Genomic DNA, 24,331 nt, shown 5'->3' with positions numbered 1-24,331 from the left:
TGCAACTGCCTAGACTGGTCGCTACCAGAAATCGGCCAAACAGCAGACCAGGAGGTGCTCTCATGACAACATTACGCAGCGTTCGGCAGGTGGCCAAAGGGTTACCGACGTCGGATGGCGCCGGGGTGAAGTTGACCCGGGTCATCGGCAACCAGTACGTGAAGAATCTGGACCCCTTTCTGATGCTCGACGAGTTCAAATCGGACGATAAGGCCGACTACATGGCGGGTTTCCCCATGCATCCGCACCGCGGCTTCGAGACCGTTACCTATATGCTCAAAGGCGCGTTCCGGCATGGCGACAATCAGGGCAACACCGGGTACCTGGCTCCTGGCTCCATTCAATGGATGACCGCCGGGCGCGGTATTGTGCATGAAGAGATGCCCAATCAGGAGGATGGCCCGGTGTGGGGCTTTCAGCTCTGGGTCAACCTGCCGGCCAAGCACAAGATGACTGCGCCCCGTTACCAGGATATTCGTCCCGAGCAGGTGCCCGAGGTCGAGCTGGAAAACGGTAAGGTCAAGGTACTGGTGGGTAATTTCCAAGGGGTGATTGGCCCGGTTGAAGACGTAGTGACCGACCCGCTGTATCTGGATTTTCACCTGAACGAAGGGGCCACCCAGCGTATCGATATTCCGGGTAACAAATCGGCTTTTGTATACGTCTACCAGGGATCGGCGCAAATTGGCACAACCGAACTGCCAGAGCGGCATCTGGGCATTCTGGGGGATGGTGAAGGGCTTGAAGTGACGTCAACCGCCGCCGATACCCGCCTGCTCGTGGTCGCGGGTGACCCTATACAGGAACCCGTTGTGCAATATGGGCCCTTTGTCATGAACACCGTCGATGAAGTGCAGCAGGCGATTGTCGATTACAACGAAGGGCGGTTTTGAAAACAAAGCTGTGAGCTACGAGCTGCGAGCTTAGAGCTAAAAACTCACAGCTCGAAGCTCACAGCTCGCAACTCAAAACCTATCGAAAATGCTTCAGAGCGAGCGCAATAACCCCTTTCCCGGTCATGTCTTCTGACCAGGAGTAGGGCTCAATCTGTGAGCGGCCGATCAGCTCGGGTACCAGGGCTTCGTTAATGCCTTCGTGAATGCCGGGCTCCATAAGAGCGTAGGCTCTTACGCCGGGCCCGGTGACGACGATGCGTTCCGGGCTCATCAGTGCCAGAATGTTGGCGATGCCGTACCCCAGTACCTTACCTGCCTGGTGAAACAAGTCGACCGCATAGGAGTGCTTCTGATGTCCTAGCTCGGTTAGCCTTTGCATCTGTTTTTCCGATGGGTGGCGCCGGTCAGTCGCTGGAAGGTCCATTACCGCGCTGGCGTCGCGATAGAGCGCATAATCACTTACGTAGGCTTCAATGCAACCCCGTTTGCCGCAGGCACACTGAGGGCCTTCATGGCTGTATTTGGTATGGCCAAACTCTGCTGCAGCGCCGAAATGGCCACTGTACAGGCTGCCATTCACAACCAGGCCGCCGCCAATGCCGTAACCGATCATGATCACGACGAAGTTATTGCACTGGCTGTATTCGGGGTGCTTTTGAATGGCGTAGGCAATGCTGTTGGCGTCGTTGGCCAGTTCTACCGGGCATTCAAAGGCGTTTTCCAGGGCGCGCGTCAGATTGACGTTTTTAATGTTCAGCGCCGGGCTCCAGACGACATCGCCCTTATGTACATCAACAAACCCCTGAATGGCAATGCCCACGCTGACCAGTCGGGCGGCGTGTTCCGGGTGTTGGTCGAGGAACCTTTTTGCCTGTTCGACCAGCATCTCATTCAGTGAGGCCTGGTCATGACGCTGGGTTTTCTGCACCACAACAGTCTCGTGCGCAATGTTTCCCTTCAAGTCGCCGAGCATCAGCCGCACTTCATTGATTGACAGTTTGATGCCCAATACCGAAGCGTGGGTGGGGTTCAGGTCGATCAGGACGCGCGGGCGCCCGCGGCCCCCTTTGGACTCGGGCCCTTTGACTTCCTGAATGATGGCGGCATCCGACAATTCAGAGGTGATGGCGGTTACGGTTGCCGGACTAAGGCGGGTGATCTGACCAATGTCGACCCTGGCCAGTGGACCAAATACGCGCAGGGTGTTGATGATGTCTATCCGGTTGTCCGCTCGAATTTGCTCGGTGTCGTTTTTCTTCATGATAGGGCAACTTACTGAATAGAATCATGTTTTCAGTGTAAACCGGGGGTCTTTTCCAGTCGACTCTAAAATTAAATCTACGCTGGAATACAAGGTTTGAGTCTCGATTGTTGGTTTGTCTCGGTGTTTGGTGAGTGCACCGCCAAGCAATGTTGAGGCCGGCTTGTACCGCCTATCCTGTGTCTTGTTCATTCAACTCTCATGAAACGATGGCGACTCCATCTTCAATAATAATTCATTAGGTAAAATAAATGGCGTGATATGTGCCGTTTTGTGGGTGGAAAGTATACGACCATTGTCGATATTTGGCTGATTTCATTGACTTTGTCTATTTTGCGATCAAGAATAACTTTGGGTGTAAAAATAAAGCTGGGCGCAGTCCTGGCGGCCCGCTACTTACAATAACAATATGGTCCCGAATCAGGAGTTATAACAATGAGAAAAGTACTGATCGCTGCCGCTTTATCCGCCTTTACTGCGGTTCCTGCTGTAACTATGGCACATGACCTTACTGTCGGTGTGTCCTGGTCAAACTTTCAAGAGGAGCGCTGGAAAACCGATGAGACGGCTATTATTGCTGCTCTCGAAAAGTTGGGTGTGGAATACATCTCTGCGGATGCCCAATCGTCTGCTTCAAAACAACTGACCGATATAGAGAGTCTGATCGCCAACGGCGCGGATGCGTTGATTGTGCTTGCTCAGGACGCTAGCGCGATTGGCCCAGCCATTGAGGCGGCCGCCAACGAAGGCATTCCGGTAGTCGGTTATGACCGGCTGATCGAGCATCCCGATGCGTTTTATTTAACCTTCGACAACAAAGAAGTCGGCCGGATGCAGGCTCGCGCCGTACTTGAAGCCCAGCCGGATGGTAATTACGTCTTCATCAAAGGCTCGCCAGCTGACCCCAATGCCGATTTCCTGCATGCCGGGCAGTTGGAAGTGCTGGCATCGGCCATGAATTCCGGTGCTATAGAGAACGTGGGTGAGGCCTACACCGATGCCTGGTTGCCAGCTAACGCACAACGCAACATGGAGCAGATTCTTACCGCTAATAATAACGAAGTGGATGCCGTTGTAGCCTCAAACGATGGTACGGCTGGGGGCGTGGTTGCTGCGCTGTCCGCACAGGGTATGGACGGTGTTGTACCCGTTTCAGGGCAGGATGGTGACCACGCTGCACTGAACCGTATCGCGCTCGGTGTGCAGACCGTATCGGTATGGAAAGACTCTCGCGAGCTGGGCAAGGCGGCGGCCAATATCGCCTTCCTGATGGCCAATGGAGCCGGAATTGATGAAATTCCCGGTGCTGGCGTGTTCAGTGATGGACCCCGGGGCGTGTCAATGAACTCCATCTTCCTGAAGCCATTGCCTATCACTGAAGATAACCTGGATGTGGTGATCGATGCCGGATGGGTAACGAAAGAGACGGTATGCCAGGGCGTGCCCGCCGGACGTGTTTCTGTTTGCGATTAATGTAATTCAAGACGTCGGAGGCGATAGCCTCTGGCTGCCTTCTGAAGACATGGCAAATGGAGCCTCGTGACATGGTTGAGACTTCGGTCAACCCAGTTAAAAAGCTATTGGAAGCCACCGAGGTAGATACCCGCATATTGGGCATGGTTGCGGTATTGGGCCTGCTCTGGCTGGGGTTTGGCATTGCCACGGATGGCGCCTTTCTGACCCCGCGTAACCTCTGGAATCTGAGCGTCCAGACCTCGTCCATTGCGGTGATGGCTACGGGTATGGTGCTGGTCATCGTGACCCGGAACATAGACCTGTCGGTGGGGTCTCTGTTGGGGTTCACTGGCATGATCATCGCGGTGACCCAGGCTGAATGGCTGCCCGCACTCTGGGGTTACGATCATTCGATGACCTGGGTAACTGCCTTGCTGGTAGGTATGGTTGCTGGCGCGCTGGCGGGTGCCCTGCAGGGGTTTGTCATCGCTTACATGGGTGTGCCGGCTTTTATCGTGACGCTCGGCGGGCTGCTGGCCTGGCGAGGCGCGGCCTGGTGGGTGACCTCGGGTCGCACCGTGGCGCCGATGGATTCGACCTTTCAGATCATGGGAGGCGGGCCGTCCGGCTCTGTCGGTGAACTGGCCACCTGGCTAATTTCAGGTGCGATCTGCCTGATGATTGTCGCCGCTTTTTTAAGGGGCCGGCATCTGCGCCGCTTGCATCAGTTTCCATTGCGCCCGGTTTGGGCCGAGTTCGTGTTGGCGGGGTTTTACTGTGCCGGCGTTATGGGGGCTGCAGCGGTTGCAAATGCTTACCCCTGGCCCTCCCGCATTGCAGAGCGCTATGCACAAGCTGAGGGCATTCCCATTCCTGAAGGAGGGCTGGTGATAGCCCATGGGTTCGCCGTGCCGGTATTGATCGCTGTCTTTGTGGCCGTAGTGATGTCGTTTATTGCAACACGAACCCGGTTTGGACGTTACGTCTTTGCCATTGGCGGTAATCCGGAGGCGGCTGAGTTGGCTGGGGTAAATACCCGCAAAGTGATACTGCTCGTATTCACTATTATGGGCATTCTCGCTGCCATCGGCGCGGCCATTTCCACGGCCCGGCTAAACGCCGCCACGAATGCACAAGGCACGCTGGATGAACTCTATGTTATCGCCGCCGCTGTGATTGGTGGTACATCGCTGGCAGGGGGGGTTGGTAAAGTTGCCGGTGCTGTTTTGGGGGCGCTGGTGATGCAGTCGCTGCAAAGCGGAATGGTTTTGGTGGGTATTGATACGCCGTTGCAAAATATGATTGTCGGTGTGGTATTGGTCATCGCCGTCTGGGTTGACACCCTCTATCGTAAAAGGAGCTCGTTATGACGGATAACCAACAACCCCTGGTTGAAATGCGCAACATATCGATCTCGTTCGGGGGCATCAGAGCCGTGGATGACGTATCCATTGATCTGTATCCCGGTGAGGTTGTTGGGCTGCTGGGGCATAACGGTGCCGGCAAATCGACCCTGATCAAGATCCTCTCCGGGGCTTATCCGATGGACGCCGGTGACATTTTTGTCGATGGTCAGCCGGTCACCATCCACAACCCCAGAGATGCCAAAAACCTGGGCATCGAAACCATTTACCAGACGCTTGCACTGGCCGACAACGTCGATGCCGCGGCCAATCTGTTTCTGGGTCGTGAGCTGCAGTCGCGCTGGGGTACGCTGGATGACGCGGCTATGGAGAGTGCATGCCGACAAGTGATGGGCAGGTTGAATCCCAACTTCCAGCGCTTCAAAGACCCGGTCAAATCCCTGTCTGGTGGGCAGCGACAGTCGGTCGCGATTGCGCGCGCGCTGTATTTCAATGCCCGTATTCTCATTATGGATGAGCCGACAGCGGCACTGGGGCCTCAGGAAACCGCTCAGGTGGCGGAGTTGATCAAGCACCTGAAATCCGAAGGCATTGGAATATTTCTAATCTCCCATGACATTCACGATGTTTTTGATCTTTCGGATCGGGTCAGTGTCATGAAAAATGGCAAGTTGGTGGGTACCGCTTCTGTCGATGTGGTGACCAAGGATGAAGTACTGGGCATGATCATTCTGGGTAAATGTCCGCCACAGGTTGAGCCGGGTCCGGGCGCTGTAGCTACGGATATGTCGATAGAAGAAGTCTGTTAGTGAGCTGCGAGCTTCGAGCTGCGAGTTTTGAGTAAAAGCATTCGCTCGAAGCTCGCAGCTGATAACTCACAGCTTTCTCTCTCAATCCCTATAAAACACCGCAGAGGCCCACAAACTCTCCCAAACGGCACCGGTTTCTTCGACCACATCGGCTGGCGGCTCTTTCATGTGCACGCTACTGACCAGATAGGCGGTCTCTGCCCGAAAAGGAACGCTGATCTGGCCGTTCTCATCGGTCGTCAGCCGAAGCTCTTCGGCCTCTTCATTGCCTGATTTCATAAACACCCGGGCCAGTACGCCGGCCGATGGCTCGTCGTTCAGAAAAAGCGTTGCGGTCAGTGGTGTTTGTCGGGTGAGGGTGTAGGGGTTGGCTTCCAGGCGCCATTCCAGTGGGTAGCCAATCAGCCTGTCTTCGCCTTGCGCATTGCCGGTGCCAATGTAGGTTTTTGCAAAACGCCTGAACACTTCAGTAAAACCGCGCTCTGGCAAACCGCGGTCTGCATGAGCCTGGCGCACCCAATCAAGTCCGTCGAGCGTGAGAAAATTGTCGAAAACAGCCGGATCGTCGTAGGTGAGCTCGGTATAGGTTGATTCGTAGGTCAGGGTGGTTAGCCCATGGCTGTCGACGGCTTGTGCGGCGGCAGGGCGCGCGCCGAGACGACCACTGATGGGGCGTTCCCGGCCGTTGTGGTGCAATTCGAAGCGAACGAAGCGATTGGGGAAGAAGGCGTAGGTATCGCCCTTGAAGTTTTCGCCGACTTTGATGTCGGCCTGCGCGGTCTTGTTGACGTCGATGCGGTACTGGAGTGGCTCCAACCAGAATTCATGGGCGCTGGCCAGGTTGCTCAGGGTTAGGCCGATCAGGGCGGTGAAAGCAAGGCGTAACAGTCGGCGTGTTGCGGTTCTCTGGGTCATGAAAGGGCTCTGTATGGCTGAATGGAAAGCATACTGAGACTACGTTAGCGAGGCCAGTGCAGATGCGGGCCGAGTTTGGGGTGCGGTTGTTAACCTAATGTCCGGGCACAAAAAAACCGGCGTAAAGCCGGTTTTTTAGCGTCAGGTAACTCTGAAGGACGATTAAGCGGCTTTCAGGGCTTTTACGCGGGCGTTCAGGCGGCTGATGGTGCGAGCAGCCTTGTTCTTGCTGATGATGCCTTTACGGGCCATGCCATCAACAACCGGTTGAGCGGTAGTGAGTGCTTTGGTCGCCTGGTCGTAGTCTTTGGCTTCGATTTGAGCAACAACCTTTTTCAGGTAGGTACGAACCATGGAACGCAGGCTTGCGTTGTGCGCGCGACGCTTCACTGCCTGACGAGCACGTTTTTTAGAACCAGCAGAGTTTGCCACGGGCAGCTCCTTAATAGTCGGTTACTGGGATTTGGAGTCAAATTTGAGGGGCGCGATTCTAGGTTTTTGAACCCGACCTGTCAATGGCTGATTGGCTGTAAGTGCCTCTGTGTTGCATAGGTGGTTGTTCCGGTTAGGTTGAATTGGGAGGTGGGAGGTCGCGCTGGCCACCGGGTAGGCTTATCCGGGGCCGGCGTGAACCCCTCCATGGGGCCTAGATCGCAGCATCCTTGCTGCGAACTTCCCCGGATAAGCCTACCCGGCAGCCATCACTTACTATGGAGTTGTTTCGAACTTACTGCAAAAGGCTACAAGCACCTAAAAAGACGCAAGACCCATTTTCCAGTATCCGGTAGACTGGCGCCCATTCTTGAACTGCCTACTGGCCTTTATTTGCACTCATGACGACGCCTACACCAACAGAGCCTGATTTGCCAAAACAGCCAGCCGTTGCTGGTCGCAAGACCCGAGGTATTTTGGGTAACTCCGTCATAGTGGGTGGCGCTACCGGTCTTTCTCGGGTGCTTGGTTTGGTGCGGGATACCGTCTTTGCCGTGCTGTTTGGTACGGGTGGGGCGATGGATGCCTTCTTTGTTGCCTTTAAGATCCCCAACTTTCTGCGGCGTCTGTTTGCTGAGGGGGCGTTTAATCAGGCGTTTATTCCAGTGCTAGCCTCGGTGCGCGAAGCCGAAGGGGATAGCGGCGTGCGCCGCCTTGTTGCGGCGACTCAGTGGACTCTGGGGTCGGTGGTTGGCTTTATTACGGTAGTTGCCATGCTTGGGTCGCCTCTGGTGGCCTGGGTGTTTGCCCCGGGGTTTCATGACGATGGGGTTAAGCTGGACCAGACGGCTGACTTTCTGCGGCTGACCTTTCCTTATTTGTGGTTCATTGCGCTGACAGCCCTGGGTCAGTCGGTGCTGAATACCTACGGTCGTTTTGCGGCGCCTGCCGTGACGCCGGTGATCCTGAATCTCTGCCTGATTGGCTCGGCGTTCTGGCTGACGCCTCAGTTTGATGTGCCCATGGCCGGACTGGCCTGGGGTGTGATGCTGGCGGGCCTGCTGCAGTGGTTGTGGCTGTGGCCGTCGCTGATTGCCGTTGGGGTCTGGCAACCCCTGCGGTTGGGCTGGCATCCCGGGGTACGGCGGATTGGTGTGCTGATGGTTCCCGCTCTGTTTGGGGTGTCGGTCAGCCAGATAAACTTGCTGTTGGATACCGTGCTGGCCTCGTTGCTGCAAGATGGTTCCGTGGGCTGGTTGTATTATTCGGATCGCTTGTCGGAGCTGCCGCTCGGTGTCATCGGCATTGCCATTGCCACTGTATTGCTGCCGAAGCTGTCGCACAGTGCGGCGACGTCTAACCATCAGTCCTTTAAGCAGACGCTGGGCTGGGCGATTCGGGTGGTTTTGCTGATCGGGCTGCCAGCTATGGCCGCTTTACTGGTGCTTGCCGGGCCGCTGCTGACTACCCTGTTTCAGTACAAGGCCTTTACCGTATTCGATGTGCAGCAGAGCAGCGCGAGCCTAATGGCCTACGCGTTGGGGTTGCCTGCCTTTATGCTGATCAAGATTCTGGCACCGGCTTTTTTCAGCCGGCAAAACACCCGTACGCCGGTCAAGATTGGCATATGGGCCATGGCTTTGAATATGGTATTCAATCTGATTCTGATTGTGCCGCTGGCCCACGTTGGCTTGGCGCTGGCCACCTCGTTGTCGGCCTGGATCAACGCCGGTCTGCTGGCCACTACCCTGCACCGCCAGGGGGATTTGCCCGGTGTTGAACTGTGGCGAGGCTCGGTGGTGCGCGCCCTGGCGGCCTCTGTGGCGATGGCACTGGTTTTGTGGTTGCTGCTTGGCTGGCCGCTGCTTGACTACCCGGAGGCCGTCTTCGGTCGGGTGTGGCGTACGGGGTTGCTGGTGGTTACCGGGCTGGTCAGTTACAGCCTGTTTTGGTTCCTGCTCGGGGGGCGGTTGCGTGAGGTGCGTCACTGAGTCCTTTTTCAGCGAGGCTCGCACGGGCAATTATTCAGAGGCTCCTTAAAGACGGGCGCGACGGTTTTTTGTATACTCCGCGGCCTTGTTTTGTCCCTGGTTCGTTTTATGCACATTAGCCGCAGTCCCTACCGCCTGGGTCAGCCCAGCGCCGTTACCATTGGCAGTTTCGATGGCGTGCACCTCGGGCATCAGCATCTGATTGCTGAGGTGCTGCGGGAGGCGAAGCAACGCGGGCTGACCTCGACCGTCGTCACCTTTGAGCCCCAGCCGCGCGAGTTCTTCGATCCCGAGGGTGCGCCCGCCAGGCTGTCGTCGTTGACCGATAAGGTGCGTCGGTTCCGCGAGCTGGGTGTTGAACAGTTGGTTGTGTTGCCGTTCGACCGGCGTTTGCGTGCCATGTCCGCCGCCGACTTTGTGGAGCAGATACTGCAGAAAGGGTTGCGGGCACGCTGGGTACAGGTGGGTGATGACTTCCGCTTCGGTAACGACCGCAAAGGTGATGCTGCTTTTTTGCGTCAATACGACTTCGACGTCGCTGAAATGCCTTCACAGCGCATTAATGGCCAGCGGGTGAGCAGTACGGCCATACGCTCGTTGTTGGGTGGCGGTGAATTGGGTGAGGCGGCCGCCATGCTGGGCGAGCCCTATACCCTGAGCGGGCGAGTGATTTACGGTCGCCAACTCGGCCGGACCCTGGGTGTACCTACTGCCAATATGCTGCTGGCTCATCCGAAACTGGCGATGGCCGGGGTTTATGTTGCGCAAACCCGCCTCAATAATGAGTGGGTGCATGGCGTTGCCAACCTGGGGCCCAAGCCGTCGGTGAGTGATTCGAGGTACTGGCTGGAAACGCACCTGTTCGATGTCAGCCCGGATCTTTACGGCCAGCGGCTCGATGTGCAGCTGCTGCACAGGCTGCGGGGTATAGAAAGATTTGATACGCTTGACGCCCTGAAACACCAGATTCATGCAGATATCCAGGCCGCTCGTGCCTGGTTTTCCCCATTAAACGGAAGTGATCGAGCTCCATGACAGACTATAAAGCGACTCTGAACCTGCCGCATACGGATTTCCCGATGCGCGGTAACCTGGCCAAGCGTGAGCCGGAAATGCTGGCCCACTGGGAAAAGAACGGCATTTACCAGCGAATTCGCGAAGCCAGTGCGGGTCGCCCCAAGTTTATTTTGCATGATGGCCCTCCGTACGCGAACGGGAATCTGCACCTTGGGCACGCTGTGAACAAGATGCTCAAGGACATCATCATCAAGTCGAAAAACTTCATCGGCTACGATGCCCCCTATGTGCCGGGCTGGGATTGCCATGGTCTGCCGATTGAGCACAAGGTCGAGACCATGATCGGTCGCGCCGGCGACAAGGTCGATTTCAAGACCTTTCGCGCCAAGTGCCGCGAGTTTGCGCTGGGCCAGATCGACGGTCAGCGCAAGGAATTTATCCGCATGGGTATTTTCGGCAGCTGGGACAAGCCCTATCTGACGCTCGACCACCAAACCGAAGCCGACATCATTCGTGCCCTGGGCAAAATTGCCGAGAGCGGGCACCTGGTGCGCGGGTTCAAGCCGGTTTACTGGAGTGTTGTCGGCGGTTCTGCGCTCGCTGAAGCGGAAGTGGAGTACCACGACAAAACGTCGTTCAGCATCGATGTGCGCTACGCCGCTCAGGATGAAGCCAAGGTGCTGTCAGCCTTTGGCACCGACGCAGGCAAAGGCGAAGTCTCTGCTGTTATCTGGACGACAACCCCCTGGACGCTGCCTGCTTCTCAGGCGATTTCCGTTGGACCAGAACTCGACTACGTTTTGGTGCAAACGCAATTTAACGGCGAACCGGCACGGCTGATTCTGGCTGAAGGCTTACTTGAAGCCGTTGTGGCGCGCGCCGAGCTGGGTGATATTGAGGTACTGGCGCGTGTTCCCGGTACGGCACTGGAAGGCCTGGTGTTTGACCACCCCTTCTACCAGCGCGATATCCCCATTCTGCTGGGTGACCACGTAACGCTCGACGCTGGTACTGGCTGCGTACACACCGCGCCCGACCACGGCATGGAAGACTTTGTGGTCTGTGGCAAATACGGCATCGAGACGCTGAACCCGCTGGACGACAAGGGCGTGTACCGTCCCAACGTCGAGTTGTTTGCGGGCGAGCACGTCTACAAGGTTGAACCTCACATCCTGGAAGTCTGTACTGAAAAGGGCCGGCTTCTGCACGAAGAAAAAATCCGTCACAGCTATGCCCACTGCTGGCGCACCAAAACGCCGCTGATCTACCGGGCAACACCGCAGTGGTTCATCAGCATGGACAAAGAAGGTCTGCGCGCCAAAGCGATGGACGCCATCAAAGGCGTGCGCTGGGTGCCGGGCTGGGGTCAGAATCGCATCGAAGCCATGTTTGAGCAAAGCCCCGACTGGTGTATCTCGCGTCAGCGCACCTGGGGCGTGCCGATTGCTTTTGTGACCCACATCGAAACCGGCGAGTTGCACCCGGAAACCCCGCGTTTGATCGAGGCCGTTGCCGCCCGTGTTGAAAAAGACGGAATGGACGCCTGGTGGGATCTGGACCTGGCTGAGTTGCTCGGAGACGACGCCGTTAATTACGAGAAGGCGACCGATACACTGGATGTCTGGTTTGATTCGGGCGTGACGCACGATACCGTACTGCGCAAGCGCGAAGAACTGGGCCAGTACCCGGCCGATATGTACCTGGAAGGCTCGGATCAGCATCGTGGCTGGTTTCAGTCGTCGCTGAAGACAGCGGTGGCGATCAACGGCAGCGCGCCCTACAAGCAAGTGCTTACTCACGGCTTCACCGTCGATGAGAAGGGCTACAAGATGTCCAAGTCGCTGGGTAACGGGATAGAGCCGCAAGAGGTTTTCGACTCTCTGGGGGCCGACATCTTGCGCCTGTGGGTGGCTTCGACCGACTACAGCGGCGATATGGCGATGTCGAAAGACATTCTGAACCGCTCGGCCGATGCGTACCGCCGTATCCGCAACACCGCCCGATTCCTGATCTCTAACCTGGAGGGCTTCGACCCGGCTGAACACAGCGTGCACCAGGGTGACATGCTGGCGCTGGATCGCTGGGCTGTGGACCGCGCCTACCGGTTGCAGCAGGAAATCTCGGACGCATACGACAACTACCAGTTTGTGCAGGTTTACCAGAAGATCCATCACTTCTGCGTGCTCGACATGGGCGGGTTTTATCTCGACATCATTAAAGACCGCCAATACACCACCCAGGCGGATTCGCTGGCCCGGCGCAGCTGCCAGACGGCGCTGTACCACGTGCTGGAAGCCCTGGTGCGCTGGATCGCCCCGATTCTCAGCTTTACCGCCGATGAGCTGTGGCAGTTCATTCCGGGCAAGCGCAGCGTTTCGGTGTTCGAACACACCTGGTACGACGGCCTGCAACCGCTGGACGACGATGAGCCCATGGGCGTTGCCTTCTGGTCGGAAGTTCAGGCTGTTAAAGAAGGCGTGAACAAGGTACTGGAACTGGCCCGCAACGAAGGCCGGGTAGGTGGTGCGCTGAAATCGGAAGTGACGCTCTATTGCGACGATGCCCTGAAGTCAGTGCTCGCCACCCTGGGTGATGAACTGCGGTTCGTCACGCTGACCAGCGCAGTTACCCTGGCAAACTTGGCCGATGCGCCAGAAACCGCCCACGCCACCGAGCTTGAAGGGCTGAAAGTCAGTGTTGCTGCTTCAGAACAACCGAAATGTGGCCGGTGTTGGCACCAGCGTCCGGATGTTGGTCAGCATGCCGCTCATCCTGAGCTGTGCGGTCGCTGTGTCGAGAACGTCGATGGTGACGGTGAAGTGCGCCACTTTGCGTAAGGGCTGGGCATGGCAATGAATGCAAGGATGAAACAATCGGTCTGGTTGCTGATTGCCGCTGTGGTAGTGGCGCTGGACCTGTGGACCAAGAGCCTGGCAACCCAGATGTTGCAATATGGTCGACCGGTCGAAATTCTGCCGGTTCTCGACTTTACCCTGCTGCACAACCGGGGTGCGGCCTTCAGCTTTCTGAGTTCGGCCGGTGGCTGGCAGCGCTGGGTGTTCACCATCATCGCTTTGGCCGTCAGCATCGTATTAGTGGTATGGACAGTACAGTTGAAGCCCCATGAGCGCTGGCTGTCTGTGACGTTGCCGCTGATTCTCGGCGGCGCTCTGGGCAATCTTCATGACCGGCTGACCCTGGGCTATGTGGTCGATTTTGTTCATTTTCACTGGCAGGGCCGCTATTTCCCGGCCTTTAATGTCGCCGATGCTGCCATAACCGCCGGGGCCATAATGATGATCATCGACGCGCTCTGGCTCCAGCCCCGGCGAAATGCAGCTTCTGGTCAGTCGTAACGTTGCTGCACTCCTCTTTCGTACAGGTAGTCAATTATGCAGATTCAGGAAAACTCGACCGTTACCTTGCACTTTGCCTTGCATCTGGACAGCGGCGAACAGGTTGACAGCACCTTTGATCGCCGTCCGGCTACCCTGACCATTGGTGATGGGAACCTCCCAGAAGGGTTCGAGCGCCATTTGATGGGGATGAGCGCAGGCGACCGTCGTAAAGTGCAGGTACCGCCGCAAGATGCCTTCGGCCAACACAACCCGCAGAATATCCAACAATTCAAGCGCGAGCGCTTTGCCCAGTCTGAACCGCTGGAAGTGGGCATGGTGATGTCGTTTGAAGATGCCGGCAAGAATGAACTTCCCGGTGTGGTGGCTACACTGGATGACGAATTCGTTGAAGTCGACTTCAACCACCCGCTGGCGGGTAAGACGCTGGACTTCGAAGTCGAGATAATCGAGGTAAAAGGGGCGACCGATGGACATTAAACTGGCCAACCCACGCGGCTTCTGTGCCGGCGTGGACCGCGCCATCGACATCGTGAACCGGGCGCTGGAGCTATATGGCTCCCCTCTCTACGTGCGCCATGAAGTCGTACACAACAAATTTGTGGTCGATGACCTGCGAAACCGCGGCGCCGTCTTTGTCGATGAACTGCACGAAGTACCCGACAATCAACTGGTGATTTTCTCGGCACATGGCGTCTCCCAGGCCGTGCGCCAGGAAGCCGATAAACGCGGCCTGAAGGTGTTCGACGCCACTTGCCCATTGGTCACGAAGGTGCATCTGGAGGTCTCACGTTACAGCGCCGATGGCATGGAATGCATCCTGATCGGCCACAAAGGCCACCCTGAGGTAGAAGGCACCATGGGGCAGTACGACGACGCCAACGGCGGCGCCATCTACCTGGTCGAAGATGAAAACGACGTCGTTCAGATGCAGGTGCGCGACGAAACGCGCCTGGCCTACGTCACCCAGACCACACTGTCGATGGACGATACCGCCCGCATCATCGACGCCTTGCGTACTCGCTTCCCACATATTCAGGGCCCGCGCAAAGACGACATCTGCTATGCCACCCAAAACCGGCAAGATGCCGTGAAGACCCTCGCACAGGATTGCGATGTGGTTCTTGTCGTCGGCTCACCCAACTCTTCCAACAGTAACCGGCTGCGCGAACTGGCCGAGCGCATGGGTTGTAAGGCCTACCTGCTTGACGACGCCTCCCAGCTCGACCCAGCCTGGTTCGACGAAACCACAGTAATCGGCGTAACCGCTGGCGCTTCGGCACCGGACATTCTGGTCAGTCAGGTGCTGGAAGGGCTGAAAGCACTGGGCGCCACAGCGCCTGTCGAACTAGAAGGCATTCCGGAGAACATCACCTTCTCCATTCCCAAAGAGTTGCGGGTAAAACACCTGGCTTGAAGGGGGAACTACCCGGATTAACGGCCGCCGCTCGCAAGGAGCGGCAACTAGTGGTCGAAAACCCCTGTCAAAAGTTTGAACCCGTTGGCAATCTCCGCGCCTGCCCGGCCACTTATCCTGCCGCTTGAACCGTCTGTCGGGTATGATGACTCGTCGTTTACAAACCCATTAAGCTACGTTTCATCTATCTGTGGATTCTTCTATGAGCAGTCAGAAGGGCTTTACCTTAATAGAACTGATGATTTCACTGGGCATCCTGGCCATTCTGGCCACCATGGCGGTGCCCAGTTTTCAGGGGGTGATCGAAAACAATCGGGTCACCTCTCAGGCTAATTCGCTGCTGTCCGCGGTTCAGACGGCACGGAGTGAGGCGGTTCGGCGAGGAGTTCCGGTACGGTTCAGTGCAGCCGCCGGGGGCTTTACCAATGGCTGGTGTGTGCATACTGGGGCTGCCTGTGCAGCGGCAACTCAGATAAGAACAGGTGAGACAAACGCAGCGGTTACTTTTGGCGGCCCAACCGTGTTTGAATTTGATGCCCGCGGTCAGCGTTCGCTACCAACCTTTGCGACCGAGGGGGCAGAAGCATCCTTTACCCTGCAACCCAATGGCTGCACCGCAGGTACGCCTAACCGCCAGAGGTCTGTGCAGGTGGGGATCGGTGGACGGTCTGTTGTGGTACGGGGGGCCTGCACATGAATCCTTCTAATAGAATTCCTAACATGAGACACCTGAGTGGAGCTACCCAACAGGGCGGGATCGGCCTTGTCGAAGTGCTGATTGCAGTATTGATTCTGGCCATCGGCCTGTTAGGCCTGGCCTCCATGCAAACCAATGGCATGCGTATGACCAATGGCTCGATGAGCCGTAGCCAGGCCGTGTTTCTGGCGAATGATATTGTCGAGCGTGCGCGTGCAAATCGCGACAATCGAGCCGACTATGCTCTTGCACCTGTTGCGGGTGGCAATGTGGGTGCCTGCAATCTAGCGCTTGCCTATAACGCCACCCTGACTGTGGCACAAAACGACATGGCTGAGTGGTTAAACAGCCTCGCCTGTTTACTGCCGGATGCTGACGCCAGTATTGCGTTCGTCAGTGCAAGCAACCGGATGACGGTAACGGTCGATTGGAACCGCAGTGCAAACAACGTAGAAGACAGCGTGATGGTGAGGACGCAACTATGAACAGACCATTCCAATCGCGTCCTAAAGGCAAGCAACGAGGGTTGTCGCTGGTCGAATTGATGATTGCTCTGGTATTGGGTCTGGTTCTGTCCGCAGGGGTATTTCAGGTATTCACTAACTCCAGTCAGACCTATCAGTTAAGTGACAGTTTGTCGAACATGCAGGAAAACATGCGATTTGCGGTGGGTCGTTTGCAGTATGAGACCCGTATGGCCGGTTATAAGGGGTGCTTGATAGGGCAGCCATTCAATAACCTCAGTACCGGAGGAACCTACGACGCTTCCATCTACGGTGGGCAACCTGTCGCTGGCTGGGAAGCGGCTGGCACTGACTTAGGGGACGCATATACCAACGATGACTTTGCCAGTGCCGCAAACTTAACCCAAGCCACTGCAGGTGCACTGCTACCTGCTGCTTTGAACGGCAGTGTACTACCCGGCTCTGACGTAATTGTGGTGAATAACGCCTCGGTAGCGAACGTTACGCTGACTGGCAACCCGGGAGCAAACGCCAATACCATCGTGACCGATGGAAACAGTGGGATACCGGCTGGAAAGATCATTATGGCGGTGACCAGTGACTGTTCAGGCGGCGATATCTTTCAAAAAACCAATGCAGCTAATTCTGCGTCACTCACCAAAGGGAGTGGTCAGGATCCCGGCAATCAAACGCCGGTGAATAATGGATTTAACGCGACATACGACAATCAGGCAACCATCTATGAGTTTACCAGTACTGCCTTTTTCATTGGCACTGGCGTTTCGGGTGACCCCTCACTGTTCATGCGTCGACTGGATGCAGGTGACCCGTTTGGCGATGTTGAATTGGTCGAAGGAATTGAAAACATGCAGGTATTGTACGGTGTCACCAACCCCGGTGGTGAGACGGTGGTGAATTACGTGTCCGCTGACACCGTCGCTAACTGGGCAGATGTAGCCAGTGTACGTATAGGCTTGTTGTTACGCAGTGATGACGGGGTGCAGGACGGCGGTCGGGAGGAGGGTGAAGCCCCAGTTGCCCGTGTGTATAACCTGCTTGGCACTCAGATAACGACCGAAGCAGATGACCGCGCCCGCATGGTGGGTAACCTGACCGTCGGCATTCGCAACCGGCTGGAGTAATAAATGATGAATACCCTGCAGTCGAGAACGATCGTGCAAACTAACGCGATTCAAGAGCAAACAGGCAGCGCACTGGTCATTTCACTGATCATGCTACTGATCATCAGTTTGCTCGCGATTGGTGGATTGCGCAGCACCATTCTTCAGGAACGGATGTCCGCCAATTTGCATGATCGGGAGCTGGCATTTCAGGCAGCGGAGGCCGCACTCAGAGCCGGTGAGCGGTTTTTGGTCACTACCCCACCAAATACCATCACCAATTCTAATGGGCTCTACGATATCAATAATGCGGCAGTACCCGATTGGCTTGGGCCTGCAGCATCCGTTGCGGCGACGGGTGCGTTCGAACTGACCCCCGAATTGGCTTCAGTAGCGCGGCAACCGCAATACTTTATCGAGCGAATTGGCATTACGCCACCCGGTACGGAGACGGAAATAGGGACGGCCAAGCCCCCTGTATCGTTTTACCGAATAACGGCGCGCGGCTTTGGTGGTACTGACGACTCGGTGGTGGTGGTCAGCAGTGTGTTTCGTAACCAGTAGCTTTCATATTTCAGAATTCATCGCTCGGGGGCATGGTACCCCGGGCACGCAGAGGGTTAGCACTATGAACGTTTCAATGCTGTCTTCATCATTTCCGAAAACCTCGGGTCTGCTGCAAGGCTTGGCTGTTGGGCTTGTCTGCGCGACTGCTTCAAGCATGGCGCAGGCCGATATCGCTCAGGAACCCTTGTTTCTGGGTGGCGGTGGTATCCCCGGTAATATGCTGCTGGTGCCTTCAGTAGAGTGGCCGACGATTGAGAGTGTGGCCAATCAAAACAATACCTATACCGCAGCCAATGAATTCACGGGCTACTTTGATTCAAATAAGTGCTATGTCTACGTTTATAGTGCCACAGAATCGGAAAGGTATTTCAGACCCAACAGTATTACCAGTGATCGTCGGTGCTCAGGTAATGGAGAGTGGAGCGGGAACTTTCTCAATTGGGCCGCCACTCAAACGATTGACCCCTTCCGGAAAGTTTTAACTGGTGGGCTCCGTGTAAAGGATACTGAAACAGAAACCTGGCTGGAAAAGGCAAGACATCCCGGTCAGGGGAATATATACCCAATCCGTGATCTGACGGCCGATGCTGAGATTGAGGGGGCGACCCCTTTCTCGGCAGATCGCATACGTGTCCGGATAAGCGGTATGGGCACTGAAATGCGTTTCAGCTTGAATAACAATAATTACAACAATAGCCCCACTGATTACCGACCAGGTGTTGATAACCCCTATGTTAACCGGGGGTATGAAATGTCGGTACGGGTAAGCGTCTGTGACGAATCCGTTGGCGTTGAAGAAAACTGTAAGCAGTATGGAGACAACTGGAAACCTGAGGGGCTGATTCAGCAGGATGCCGAGAACATCAGATTCAGTGTCTTTGGGTACCTCAATGACAGTGGCAGTTTACGGGATGGCGGTGTGCTTCGGGCCCGTCAGAAATATGTTGGTCCACGTCGCCTGGAAGCTGGTACTGGCTTTGTTGATAACGAGGCCACTGAGTGGGATCCGGATACCGGCATTTTTATTCAGAATCCCGACCCCGACGATGCTGCAGACAACAGTGTATCGATCGTGAATAGCGGTGTGATCAATTACATTAACAAATTTGGTCAGCTTAATACGGGAAACAACAAGGGCAATGACCCGGTCAGTGAGCTGTTTTATACGGCGACCCGCTATTTGAAAAATCAAGGTAATGTCAGTGCGTACAGTAATATGGGAGGCGCCAACCTGGCGACCAGAGAGCAGTGGCACGACAGTTTTCCGGTGATTACAGACTGGGAAGATCCTATTCAATATGCCTGTCAGGCCAACGTATTCTTAGGTATCGGTGATACCAACACGCATGACGATAAGAACTTGCCAGGTAATACCGCATTCCGTCAGGACGAGCCTGCCATGCCAGGAGAGCTGAGTGCGGATGCCACCGTTAACGTGGTTTCCGAAACCAATCGCGTTGGGCAAATTGAAGGGATTGGCAACATCGGTAATACCAACAGTTTCAATGGCCGAGCAAACTCGGCTTATATGGCTGGGCTGGCATGGAACAATCATGTCAGGGATATGCGACCTGACCTGCCGGGCATGCAGACAGCGTCAACGCATTGGGTGGATGTGTTGGAAAACCAGGTATTAAGAAGCGGAACAGGAAACCAATACTACCTGGCAACCAAATATGGTGGCTTTCGCGTTCCTGAGGATTTTGATCCAGACACTGTGACTACGCTGGAGGAAGCCTGGTGGCACTCAAATGGAGACACCCCTGCCGGTTTGAATTCCCCAAGGCCCGATAATTATTATCTTGCAGGCGAAGCCGATGCGATGGTCGAGAGTCTTCGTGAAGCCTTTTCCAACATTGGCGATGAACTGAAAAGTTCATCAGCGGCCGTAGCGGCCAACTCAACCCGACTCGATACCGATACTGCTGTGTTCCAGGGCTCGTTTAACAGCCAGCGTTGGGGTGGGGAGCTGGCAGCGTTTAAAATTCAGGATGATGGGCTCGTTGAGACCGAGCCAGCCTGGGTGGCAAGTGAAGAACTGCCAACAGCCGCCAACCGGAATATTTTCACCATCGATCATTTGGTTGAGCAAACCGGCGGCGACGCGGATGGTGAATACCGGGCGTTTACTGGAACTGAGTTTATGTGGGATAACCTAACGGACCTTCAAAAAGCCGCCTTGCGTGCACAACCGGACGCAACGCTCTCAACCGTGGCTTTTGCTCAGGATCGTCTGAATTATCTGCGTGGTGATACAGCCAAAGAACAGACACAGGAAGATCAGAGTAAACCCTTCCGTCGTCGCGATACGTTGTTGGGAGACATCATCAACTCCAACCCGCAATTTTCGCACAATGCCAACTTTGGCTACGGCTCGCTGGGGAATATCGATGCGTTTTCGAGCGTTGGCGCCACCAGCTATGCCGATTTCCGTACAGATACCGCCAGCAGATCCCCTATTGTGATGGTGGGTGCAAACGATGGCATGCTGCATGCGTTTGATGCCGATCCGGATAATGGCGGTGAAGAGTTGTTCGCGTTCGTGCCATCGAGCATCTACAACAACCTGTATCGGTTGACCCTGCCAGGTTACGCGCACCGATACTATGTCGACGGCACGCCACGTATTGCAGACGCCTGGATGGGCAGCGAGTGGGCAACGCTGGCCGTAGGCACTACAGGCGCGGGTGGCAAAAGCGTATTTGCGTTGGACGTAACTGATCCGGAAAATTTCACCGCAAGTGATGTCATGTGGGAGTTTTCGCACCCAAACATGGGTTATACCATTCAGCAGCCGGCCGTCGTTGCGTTGCCATCGGGTCAGTTCGGCGTTGTAGTTACCAGTGGTTATCACGATGACCCAACGGTTGATCGTAGCGGTTATATCTGGATCTTGAATGTTAACGACGGCTCTATCATTCGCACCATCGAACTTGGAAACAGTGGTGAACTGGGCTCACCGCTGGTTGTTGACCTCACTAGCAACAGTGTCGCTGACCGTATCTACGTGGGAGATACCGAAGGTAAACTGTGGCGTATCGATCTGGATGGCACTAACCCGGATGCTTGGGACGCGCCCTCTGATCTTAAACCCAATGCCAATACGATTGACCCTCTGTTTACCGAGCCGAACGGTCGGCCGATTACCGCCCAGTTGACTTCGGCTTTTAATGAAAATAAAGAACACATGGTGTTTTTTGGTACCGGCAGTTTTATCCGGGTGGGCGAAAACATCGTCGATAACGGTCCTCCAATTGAGCGTTTCTATGGCATTATCGACCGGGGAGAGCCGATCGATGACCTGGCTGATTTGCTTGAGCAGCGCATCGAGCTGGAAGGAAGCTTTGGTGGTCCTGAAGGCCGTCGCTTCCGGGTTGTTAGCGATGAGGAAATAGAAGAAAGTGACGAAGGCTGGTACTTACCGCTGATCTGGGCTGCTTCCGAAGGCGGTTCGAACACTACGACGGGTGAGCGAGTCGTAGCGCGTGCCATTGTTCGCGGCGATAGGGTTATTTTTCCAACACTGATTCCTGACGCAGACCCCTGTGCATTTGGGGGTAACAGCTGGCTGATGGAACTTGAAATGGAAAATGGGGGCCGACTGAGCTACTCCGTGTTTGACCTGGATGAAGACGAAGAGTTCAATGAAGACGACTTCGTTAACATCGGGACAGAAGATGACCCGATATGGGTGCCAACCTCTGGCTTTGACCCGGAGGTAGGCATCATCAACACGCCAGCCGTTATCACTGGCGTCGACCCGACCGGTTCAGGCGATGACGACGAAGTGAAGGTCATCAGTGGTAGCTCGGGCGACCTGATTTCGATACCTGAAGCAGGTACCCGATCCAGAGGCCGGCAGGCCTGGGAACAATTGCGGTAGAGAAAGGTATTGATGCAGTGCAACAGAGCTCTGAGTTTTACCAGGGGTCTGTTGCTTGGGGATAGCCAGTGACTTTTTAAGGTGGTTCAATGGGCAGTGAAAAGAGCGTTTCAGGCGGGTTCAGTCTGATTGAGATTATGATTGTGGTGGCTATCGTGGCCATTATTGCCGTTATAGCAGTGCCGTCCTATACCAGTTATGTTGAACGTTCCAAATGCACGGACGCTCAAGCTGATTTGATGGAGTTGGCTCAGTGGATGGAACGGCGTTATGCGGCCAATTTCAATTATTTGGATTTAACAGAAGACCCACCCGAAGTCCCGGATCTTCCGTTCACGCGCTCCCCTGACGATGCGACCGCAGCAGAGGCTGCGTTCGACATAACATTGGCCGCAGACGCCACGTCCTTTACATTAACAGCCACCCCGACTGCACGTATCCGTACTGTTGCGAATGGCGGCGCTTGCGGGACACTGACCTTAAATAATCAGGGTGTAGAGGTCGGCTGGATATAATTGCTCTGACAGATGTTCGAGGTCTCAGGCACAGCTAATCGGCTGGCCTGAAGCCTTTTCCACAACCCCATCACCAGAGCGGTCTTTCGCCCAGCGAATGCGGCCTCCGAAGTTCACAATCACATGCACCCCACGCTCAGCCATCAAGCTTTCCGGGCACCAGGTCAGGTTGCCAATGGTACCGTGAACGGTGCCGTCTGGGTTGAACTGAAAGTAGCGTCGCTCCTGAGGCCCTGAATGACTGGCGATGAGGGTGCCGTTGGGCATCGCTTTGAAGGTCCGTATCAGGTAATCCGGTTGGGCCAGTACTTTTAGGCTGCCCGGGTCGATAAAGACGGAGATCGGTTGGTCCCAGTCGTTGCTGCAGACATTGGCGGCATCTAATGGGCAAAAGGTGGTCAGTTGGCGGCGGTTGATGGCCGTGTGGCGGGCTACCTGGAACAGCGTGCGTAATTCCTGTTTGGTTTGCCGTGCCAGATGCCGCTCAATGGTACCTTGCCAGTTGGCGGTTGCCATCCCGGCGATGATGACCAGCACGGCCAGTGAGATCATGAGTTCGATGATACTAAAACCGGCGTTACCCTTACGCGGTTGCATACGGTAATTTCCTTTTCCCTGTGTATGATGGCCCCAAGCCCGGTGTTTGCATAGGCATCGCCAAGCGTGGAGGTGACTTATTGCTTAATCCTTAAGCAATATCGCCAGAATAGGAAAAGGTAAGAAAGGGAGTCAATCGACGGCCGTCATTGTTGTGATAATGATCGCAAAGAACGGCAAAGGCAGCCTTTTGCAGCGTTAATCCAAGCCCAATTTCTTCAACCGATATCGCAAAGCCCGAAAAGTAATGCCCAGGCGTTTTGCGGCTGCGGTCCGGTTCCACCGGGTTTCTTCCAGGGCCTGTTCAACCACTTCCCGCTCAACCTCCATCAGGTAGTCTTCCAGGTTCATGTCGCTGGGCCGAGCGTAACGTTCGCCGTTGCCATTTCCGTTGACCCCAGAAATGGCGGCTGCGGGCGTCTGGTCCAGTTGCAGATCGCGCAGGCCAATACGGTCGTCTTCACACAAGGTGTAGGCTCGCTCCAGTATGTTTTCCAGCTCTCGAACGTTACCGGGAAAGGGGTAATTCATCAGAGCGTTCTCAGCCGCTTTGTCGAGCCGTGCTGGTGTCAGCTCGTAGGATTCGGCAATACGGATCAGAATGCGCTGACACAGGAGCGGGATGTCACTGGTGCGCTCGCGCAGGGCGGGCACCGGCAGGTTGATCACATTGATGCGGTAGAACAGATCTTGTCGGAATTCGCCCGAGGCGACCAGGGCATCGAGGTTTTTATGCGTCGCGCTGAGTATGCGAACATCAACATCGGTTTCCTGCTGGCTGCCGATGGAGCGAATCTTTTTCTCCTGAATCGAGCGCAGCAGTTTGACCTGCATGGCCAGAGGGAGGTCGGCCACTTCATCCAAAAAGAGGGTGCCATTGTTGGCGGCCTGAAAAAAGCCAGCCTTGTCTTCAGAAGCCCCGGTGAACGCGCCTTTCTTGTGACCAAAAAATTCGCTTTCCATCAGTTCACTGGGGATGGCGCCGCAGTTAACCGGTACGAAGGGCCCTTCAGAACGTGGCCCCAGTGCGTGTATCTGACGGGCAACCAACTCTTTACCGGTGCCCGATTCGCCTTGAATAAACACAGGTGCCTGGCTGCGAGCAAGCTTTCGAATCTTGCTTTGCAGGTGTGTCATCGCTTCGGATTCACCCACCATGGTGGGCACGGCTTGCGCGGGTGAGGCTTGGCTAGAGGGTGTGTTGCTGATTTTCAGTGCCTGGTTAACCAGGGCACGCAAACGATCAATCTCGACCGGCTTGGATACGAAATCGAAGGCGCCGGCTTTTAGGGAATCAATGGCCAATTCCATGTTGCCGTGAGCCGTGATCATCGCCACGGGCGTATCAGGGCGCTTGTGTTGAATGTATTTTACCAGCTCTAACCCATTGCCATCGGGCAGACGCATGTCGGTCAGGCACAGATCGTAGGCGTGCTGGTCGATCTGACGGATGGCAGACTTAAGATCCGGCACGCTGAGGGTGTCCAGGCCCATGCGCATCAGGGTCAGTTCAAGCAGTTCTCGAATGTCGGGTTCGTCATCGACAATCAGGACGCGTTGATTGGCCATGTTGG

General features: G+C 55.6%; 21 protein-coding genes. 16 read left to right on the top strand and 5 right to left on the bottom strand.

The features are described from left to right. Positions 1 to 62 precede the first annotated feature (62 nt). Positions 63 to 893, top strand: a complete 831-nt coding sequence (locus EP166_RS09560; protein WP_127556589.1) for a pirin family protein — start codon at positions 63 to 65, stop codon at positions 891 to 893. Between the two features lie 79 nt (positions 894 to 972). On the opposite strand, the gene EP166_RS09555 is transcribed toward EP166_RS09560, so the two are convergent. Further along, positions 973 to 2,157, bottom strand: coding sequence for an ROK family protein (locus EP166_RS09555; protein WP_127556588.1), 1,185 nt, complete (start codon positions 2,155 to 2,157; stop codon positions 973 to 975). Positions 2,158 to 2,592: 435 nt separating this feature from the next. Between EP166_RS09555 and xylF the strand changes: the two genes are divergently transcribed. From xylF to EP166_RS09540, 3 genes are all read left to right on the top strand, one after another. Continuing rightward, entirely contained in the window at positions 2,593 to 3,630 is a 1,038-nt protein-coding gene (xylF, locus tag EP166_RS09550; protein WP_127556587.1) for a D-xylose ABC transporter substrate-binding protein, read from the top strand. Positions 3,631 to 3,701: 71 nt separating this feature from the next. Then, the gene (locus tag EP166_RS09545; RefSeq protein WP_246026266.1) at positions 3,702 to 4,982 is read left to right on the top strand and encodes a sugar ABC transporter permease; all 1,281 of its coding nucleotides are present in this window, start codon (positions 3,702 to 3,704) and stop codon (positions 4,980 to 4,982) included. Then, entirely contained in the window at positions 4,979 to 5,785 is an 807-nt protein-coding gene (locus tag EP166_RS09540) for an ATP-binding cassette domain-containing protein (protein WP_127556585.1), read from the top strand. The genes EP166_RS09545 and EP166_RS09540 overlap by 4 nt, the downstream gene beginning before the upstream one ends. 81 nt (positions 5,786 to 5,866) lie before the next feature. On the opposite strand, the gene EP166_RS09535 is transcribed toward EP166_RS09540, so the two are convergent. Together EP166_RS09535 and rpsT are read right to left on the bottom strand one after the other, a co-directional pair. Next, the gene (locus EP166_RS09535; protein ID WP_127556584.1) at positions 5,867 to 6,700 is read right to left on the bottom strand and encodes a DUF4198 domain-containing protein; all 834 of its coding nucleotides are present in this window, start codon (positions 6,698 to 6,700) and stop codon (positions 5,867 to 5,869) included. A gap of 162 nt (positions 6,701 to 6,862) precedes the next feature. Further along, the gene (rpsT, locus tag EP166_RS09530) at positions 6,863 to 7,132 is read right to left on the bottom strand and encodes a 30S ribosomal protein S20 (RefSeq protein ID WP_127556583.1); all 270 of its coding nucleotides are present in this window, start codon (positions 7,130 to 7,132) and stop codon (positions 6,863 to 6,865) included. A 431-nt stretch (positions 7,133 to 7,563) separates the two neighbouring features. Between rpsT and murJ the strand changes: the two genes are divergently transcribed. The 12 genes from murJ to EP166_RS21625 all read left to right on the top strand — a co-directional run bounded on the left by murJ (position 7,564) and on the right by EP166_RS21625 (position 22,160). Then, complete coding sequence (gene murJ / locus EP166_RS09525) at positions 7,564 to 9,123, top strand: murein biosynthesis integral membrane protein MurJ (protein WP_342775618.1); 1,560 nt, start codon at positions 7,564 to 7,566, stop codon at positions 9,121 to 9,123. Between the two features lie 108 nt (positions 9,124 to 9,231). Then, positions 9,232 to 10,158, top strand: coding sequence for a bifunctional riboflavin kinase/FAD synthetase (locus tag EP166_RS09520; protein WP_127556581.1), 927 nt, complete (start codon positions 9,232 to 9,234; stop codon positions 10,156 to 10,158). After that, positions 10,155 to 12,977 (top strand): isoleucine--tRNA ligase, encoded by a 2,823-nt coding sequence (gene ileS / locus EP166_RS09515; RefSeq protein WP_127556580.1) that lies wholly within the window; start codon positions 10,155 to 10,157, stop codon positions 12,975 to 12,977. Before EP166_RS09520 ends, ileS begins: the two co-directional genes overlap by 4 nt. 27 nt (positions 12,978 to 13,004) lie before the next feature. Continuing rightward, positions 13,005 to 13,496 carry a signal peptidase II gene (lspA, locus tag EP166_RS09510; RefSeq protein WP_220432536.1) on the top strand — a complete coding sequence of 164 codons (492 nt, stop codon included), beginning with the start codon at positions 13,005 to 13,007 and terminating at the stop codon, positions 13,494 to 13,496. 36 nt (positions 13,497 to 13,532) lie between these two features. Continuing rightward, positions 13,533 to 13,976, top strand: coding sequence for an FKBP-type peptidyl-prolyl cis-trans isomerase (fkpB, locus tag EP166_RS09505; RefSeq protein WP_127556579.1), 444 nt, complete (start codon positions 13,533 to 13,535; stop codon positions 13,974 to 13,976). Next, positions 13,966 to 14,913 (top strand): 4-hydroxy-3-methylbut-2-enyl diphosphate reductase, encoded by a 948-nt coding sequence (gene ispH, locus EP166_RS09500; RefSeq protein WP_127556578.1) that lies wholly within the window; start codon positions 13,966 to 13,968, stop codon positions 14,911 to 14,913. The genes fkpB and ispH overlap by 11 nt, the downstream gene beginning before the upstream one ends. A gap of 202 nt (positions 14,914 to 15,115) precedes the next feature. Beyond that, positions 15,116 to 15,610, top strand: coding sequence for a GspH/FimT family pseudopilin (locus EP166_RS21485; protein ID WP_127556577.1), 495 nt, complete (start codon positions 15,116 to 15,118; stop codon positions 15,608 to 15,610). Between the two features lie 23 nt (positions 15,611 to 15,633). Then, positions 15,634 to 16,095, top strand: a complete 462-nt coding sequence (pilV, locus tag EP166_RS09490) for a type IV pilus modification protein PilV (protein WP_164743889.1) — start codon at positions 15,634 to 15,636, stop codon at positions 16,093 to 16,095. Further along, positions 16,092 to 17,216: a PilW family protein gene (locus EP166_RS09485; protein ID WP_127556575.1), complete on the top strand. Its 1,125-nt coding sequence runs from the start codon at positions 16,092 to 16,094 to the stop codon at positions 17,214 to 17,216. Before pilV ends, EP166_RS09485 begins: the two co-directional genes overlap by 4 nt. 3 nt (positions 17,217 to 17,219) lie before the next feature. Further along, entirely contained in the window at positions 17,220 to 17,759 is a 540-nt protein-coding gene (locus EP166_RS09480; RefSeq protein ID WP_127556574.1) for a pilus assembly PilX family protein, read from the top strand. 64 nt (positions 17,760 to 17,823) lie between these two features. After that, entirely contained in the window at positions 17,824 to 21,645 is a 3,822-nt protein-coding gene (locus EP166_RS09475) for a pilus assembly protein (RefSeq protein ID WP_127556573.1), read from the top strand. 89 nt (positions 21,646 to 21,734) lie between these two features. Continuing rightward, positions 21,735 to 22,160: a type IV pilin protein gene (locus EP166_RS21625; protein WP_127556572.1), complete on the top strand. Its 426-nt coding sequence runs from the start codon at positions 21,735 to 21,737 to the stop codon at positions 22,158 to 22,160. Positions 22,161 to 22,184: 24 nt separating this feature from the next. On the opposite strand, the gene EP166_RS09465 is transcribed toward EP166_RS21625, so the two are convergent. Both EP166_RS09465 and EP166_RS09460 read right to left on the bottom strand, forming a co-directional pair. After that, positions 22,185 to 22,757: a GspH/FimT family pseudopilin gene (locus tag EP166_RS09465; RefSeq protein ID WP_127557903.1), complete on the bottom strand. Its 573-nt coding sequence runs from the start codon at positions 22,755 to 22,757 to the stop codon at positions 22,185 to 22,187. Positions 22,758 to 22,955: 198 nt separating this feature from the next. Then, positions 22,956 to 24,326, bottom strand: coding sequence for a sigma-54-dependent transcriptional regulator (locus EP166_RS09460; RefSeq protein WP_127556571.1), 1,371 nt, complete (start codon positions 24,324 to 24,326; stop codon positions 22,956 to 22,958). Positions 24,327 to 24,331 lie beyond the last annotated feature (5 nt).

Source organism: Saccharospirillum alexandrii, assembly GCF_004000275.1.
Taxonomy (GTDB): domain Bacteria; phylum Pseudomonadota; class Gammaproteobacteria; order Pseudomonadales; family Natronospirillaceae; genus Saccharospirillum; species Saccharospirillum alexandrii.
Note: the sequence above shows the minus strand (reverse complement) of the source record. Positions and strands in the feature narration are given on the sequence as shown.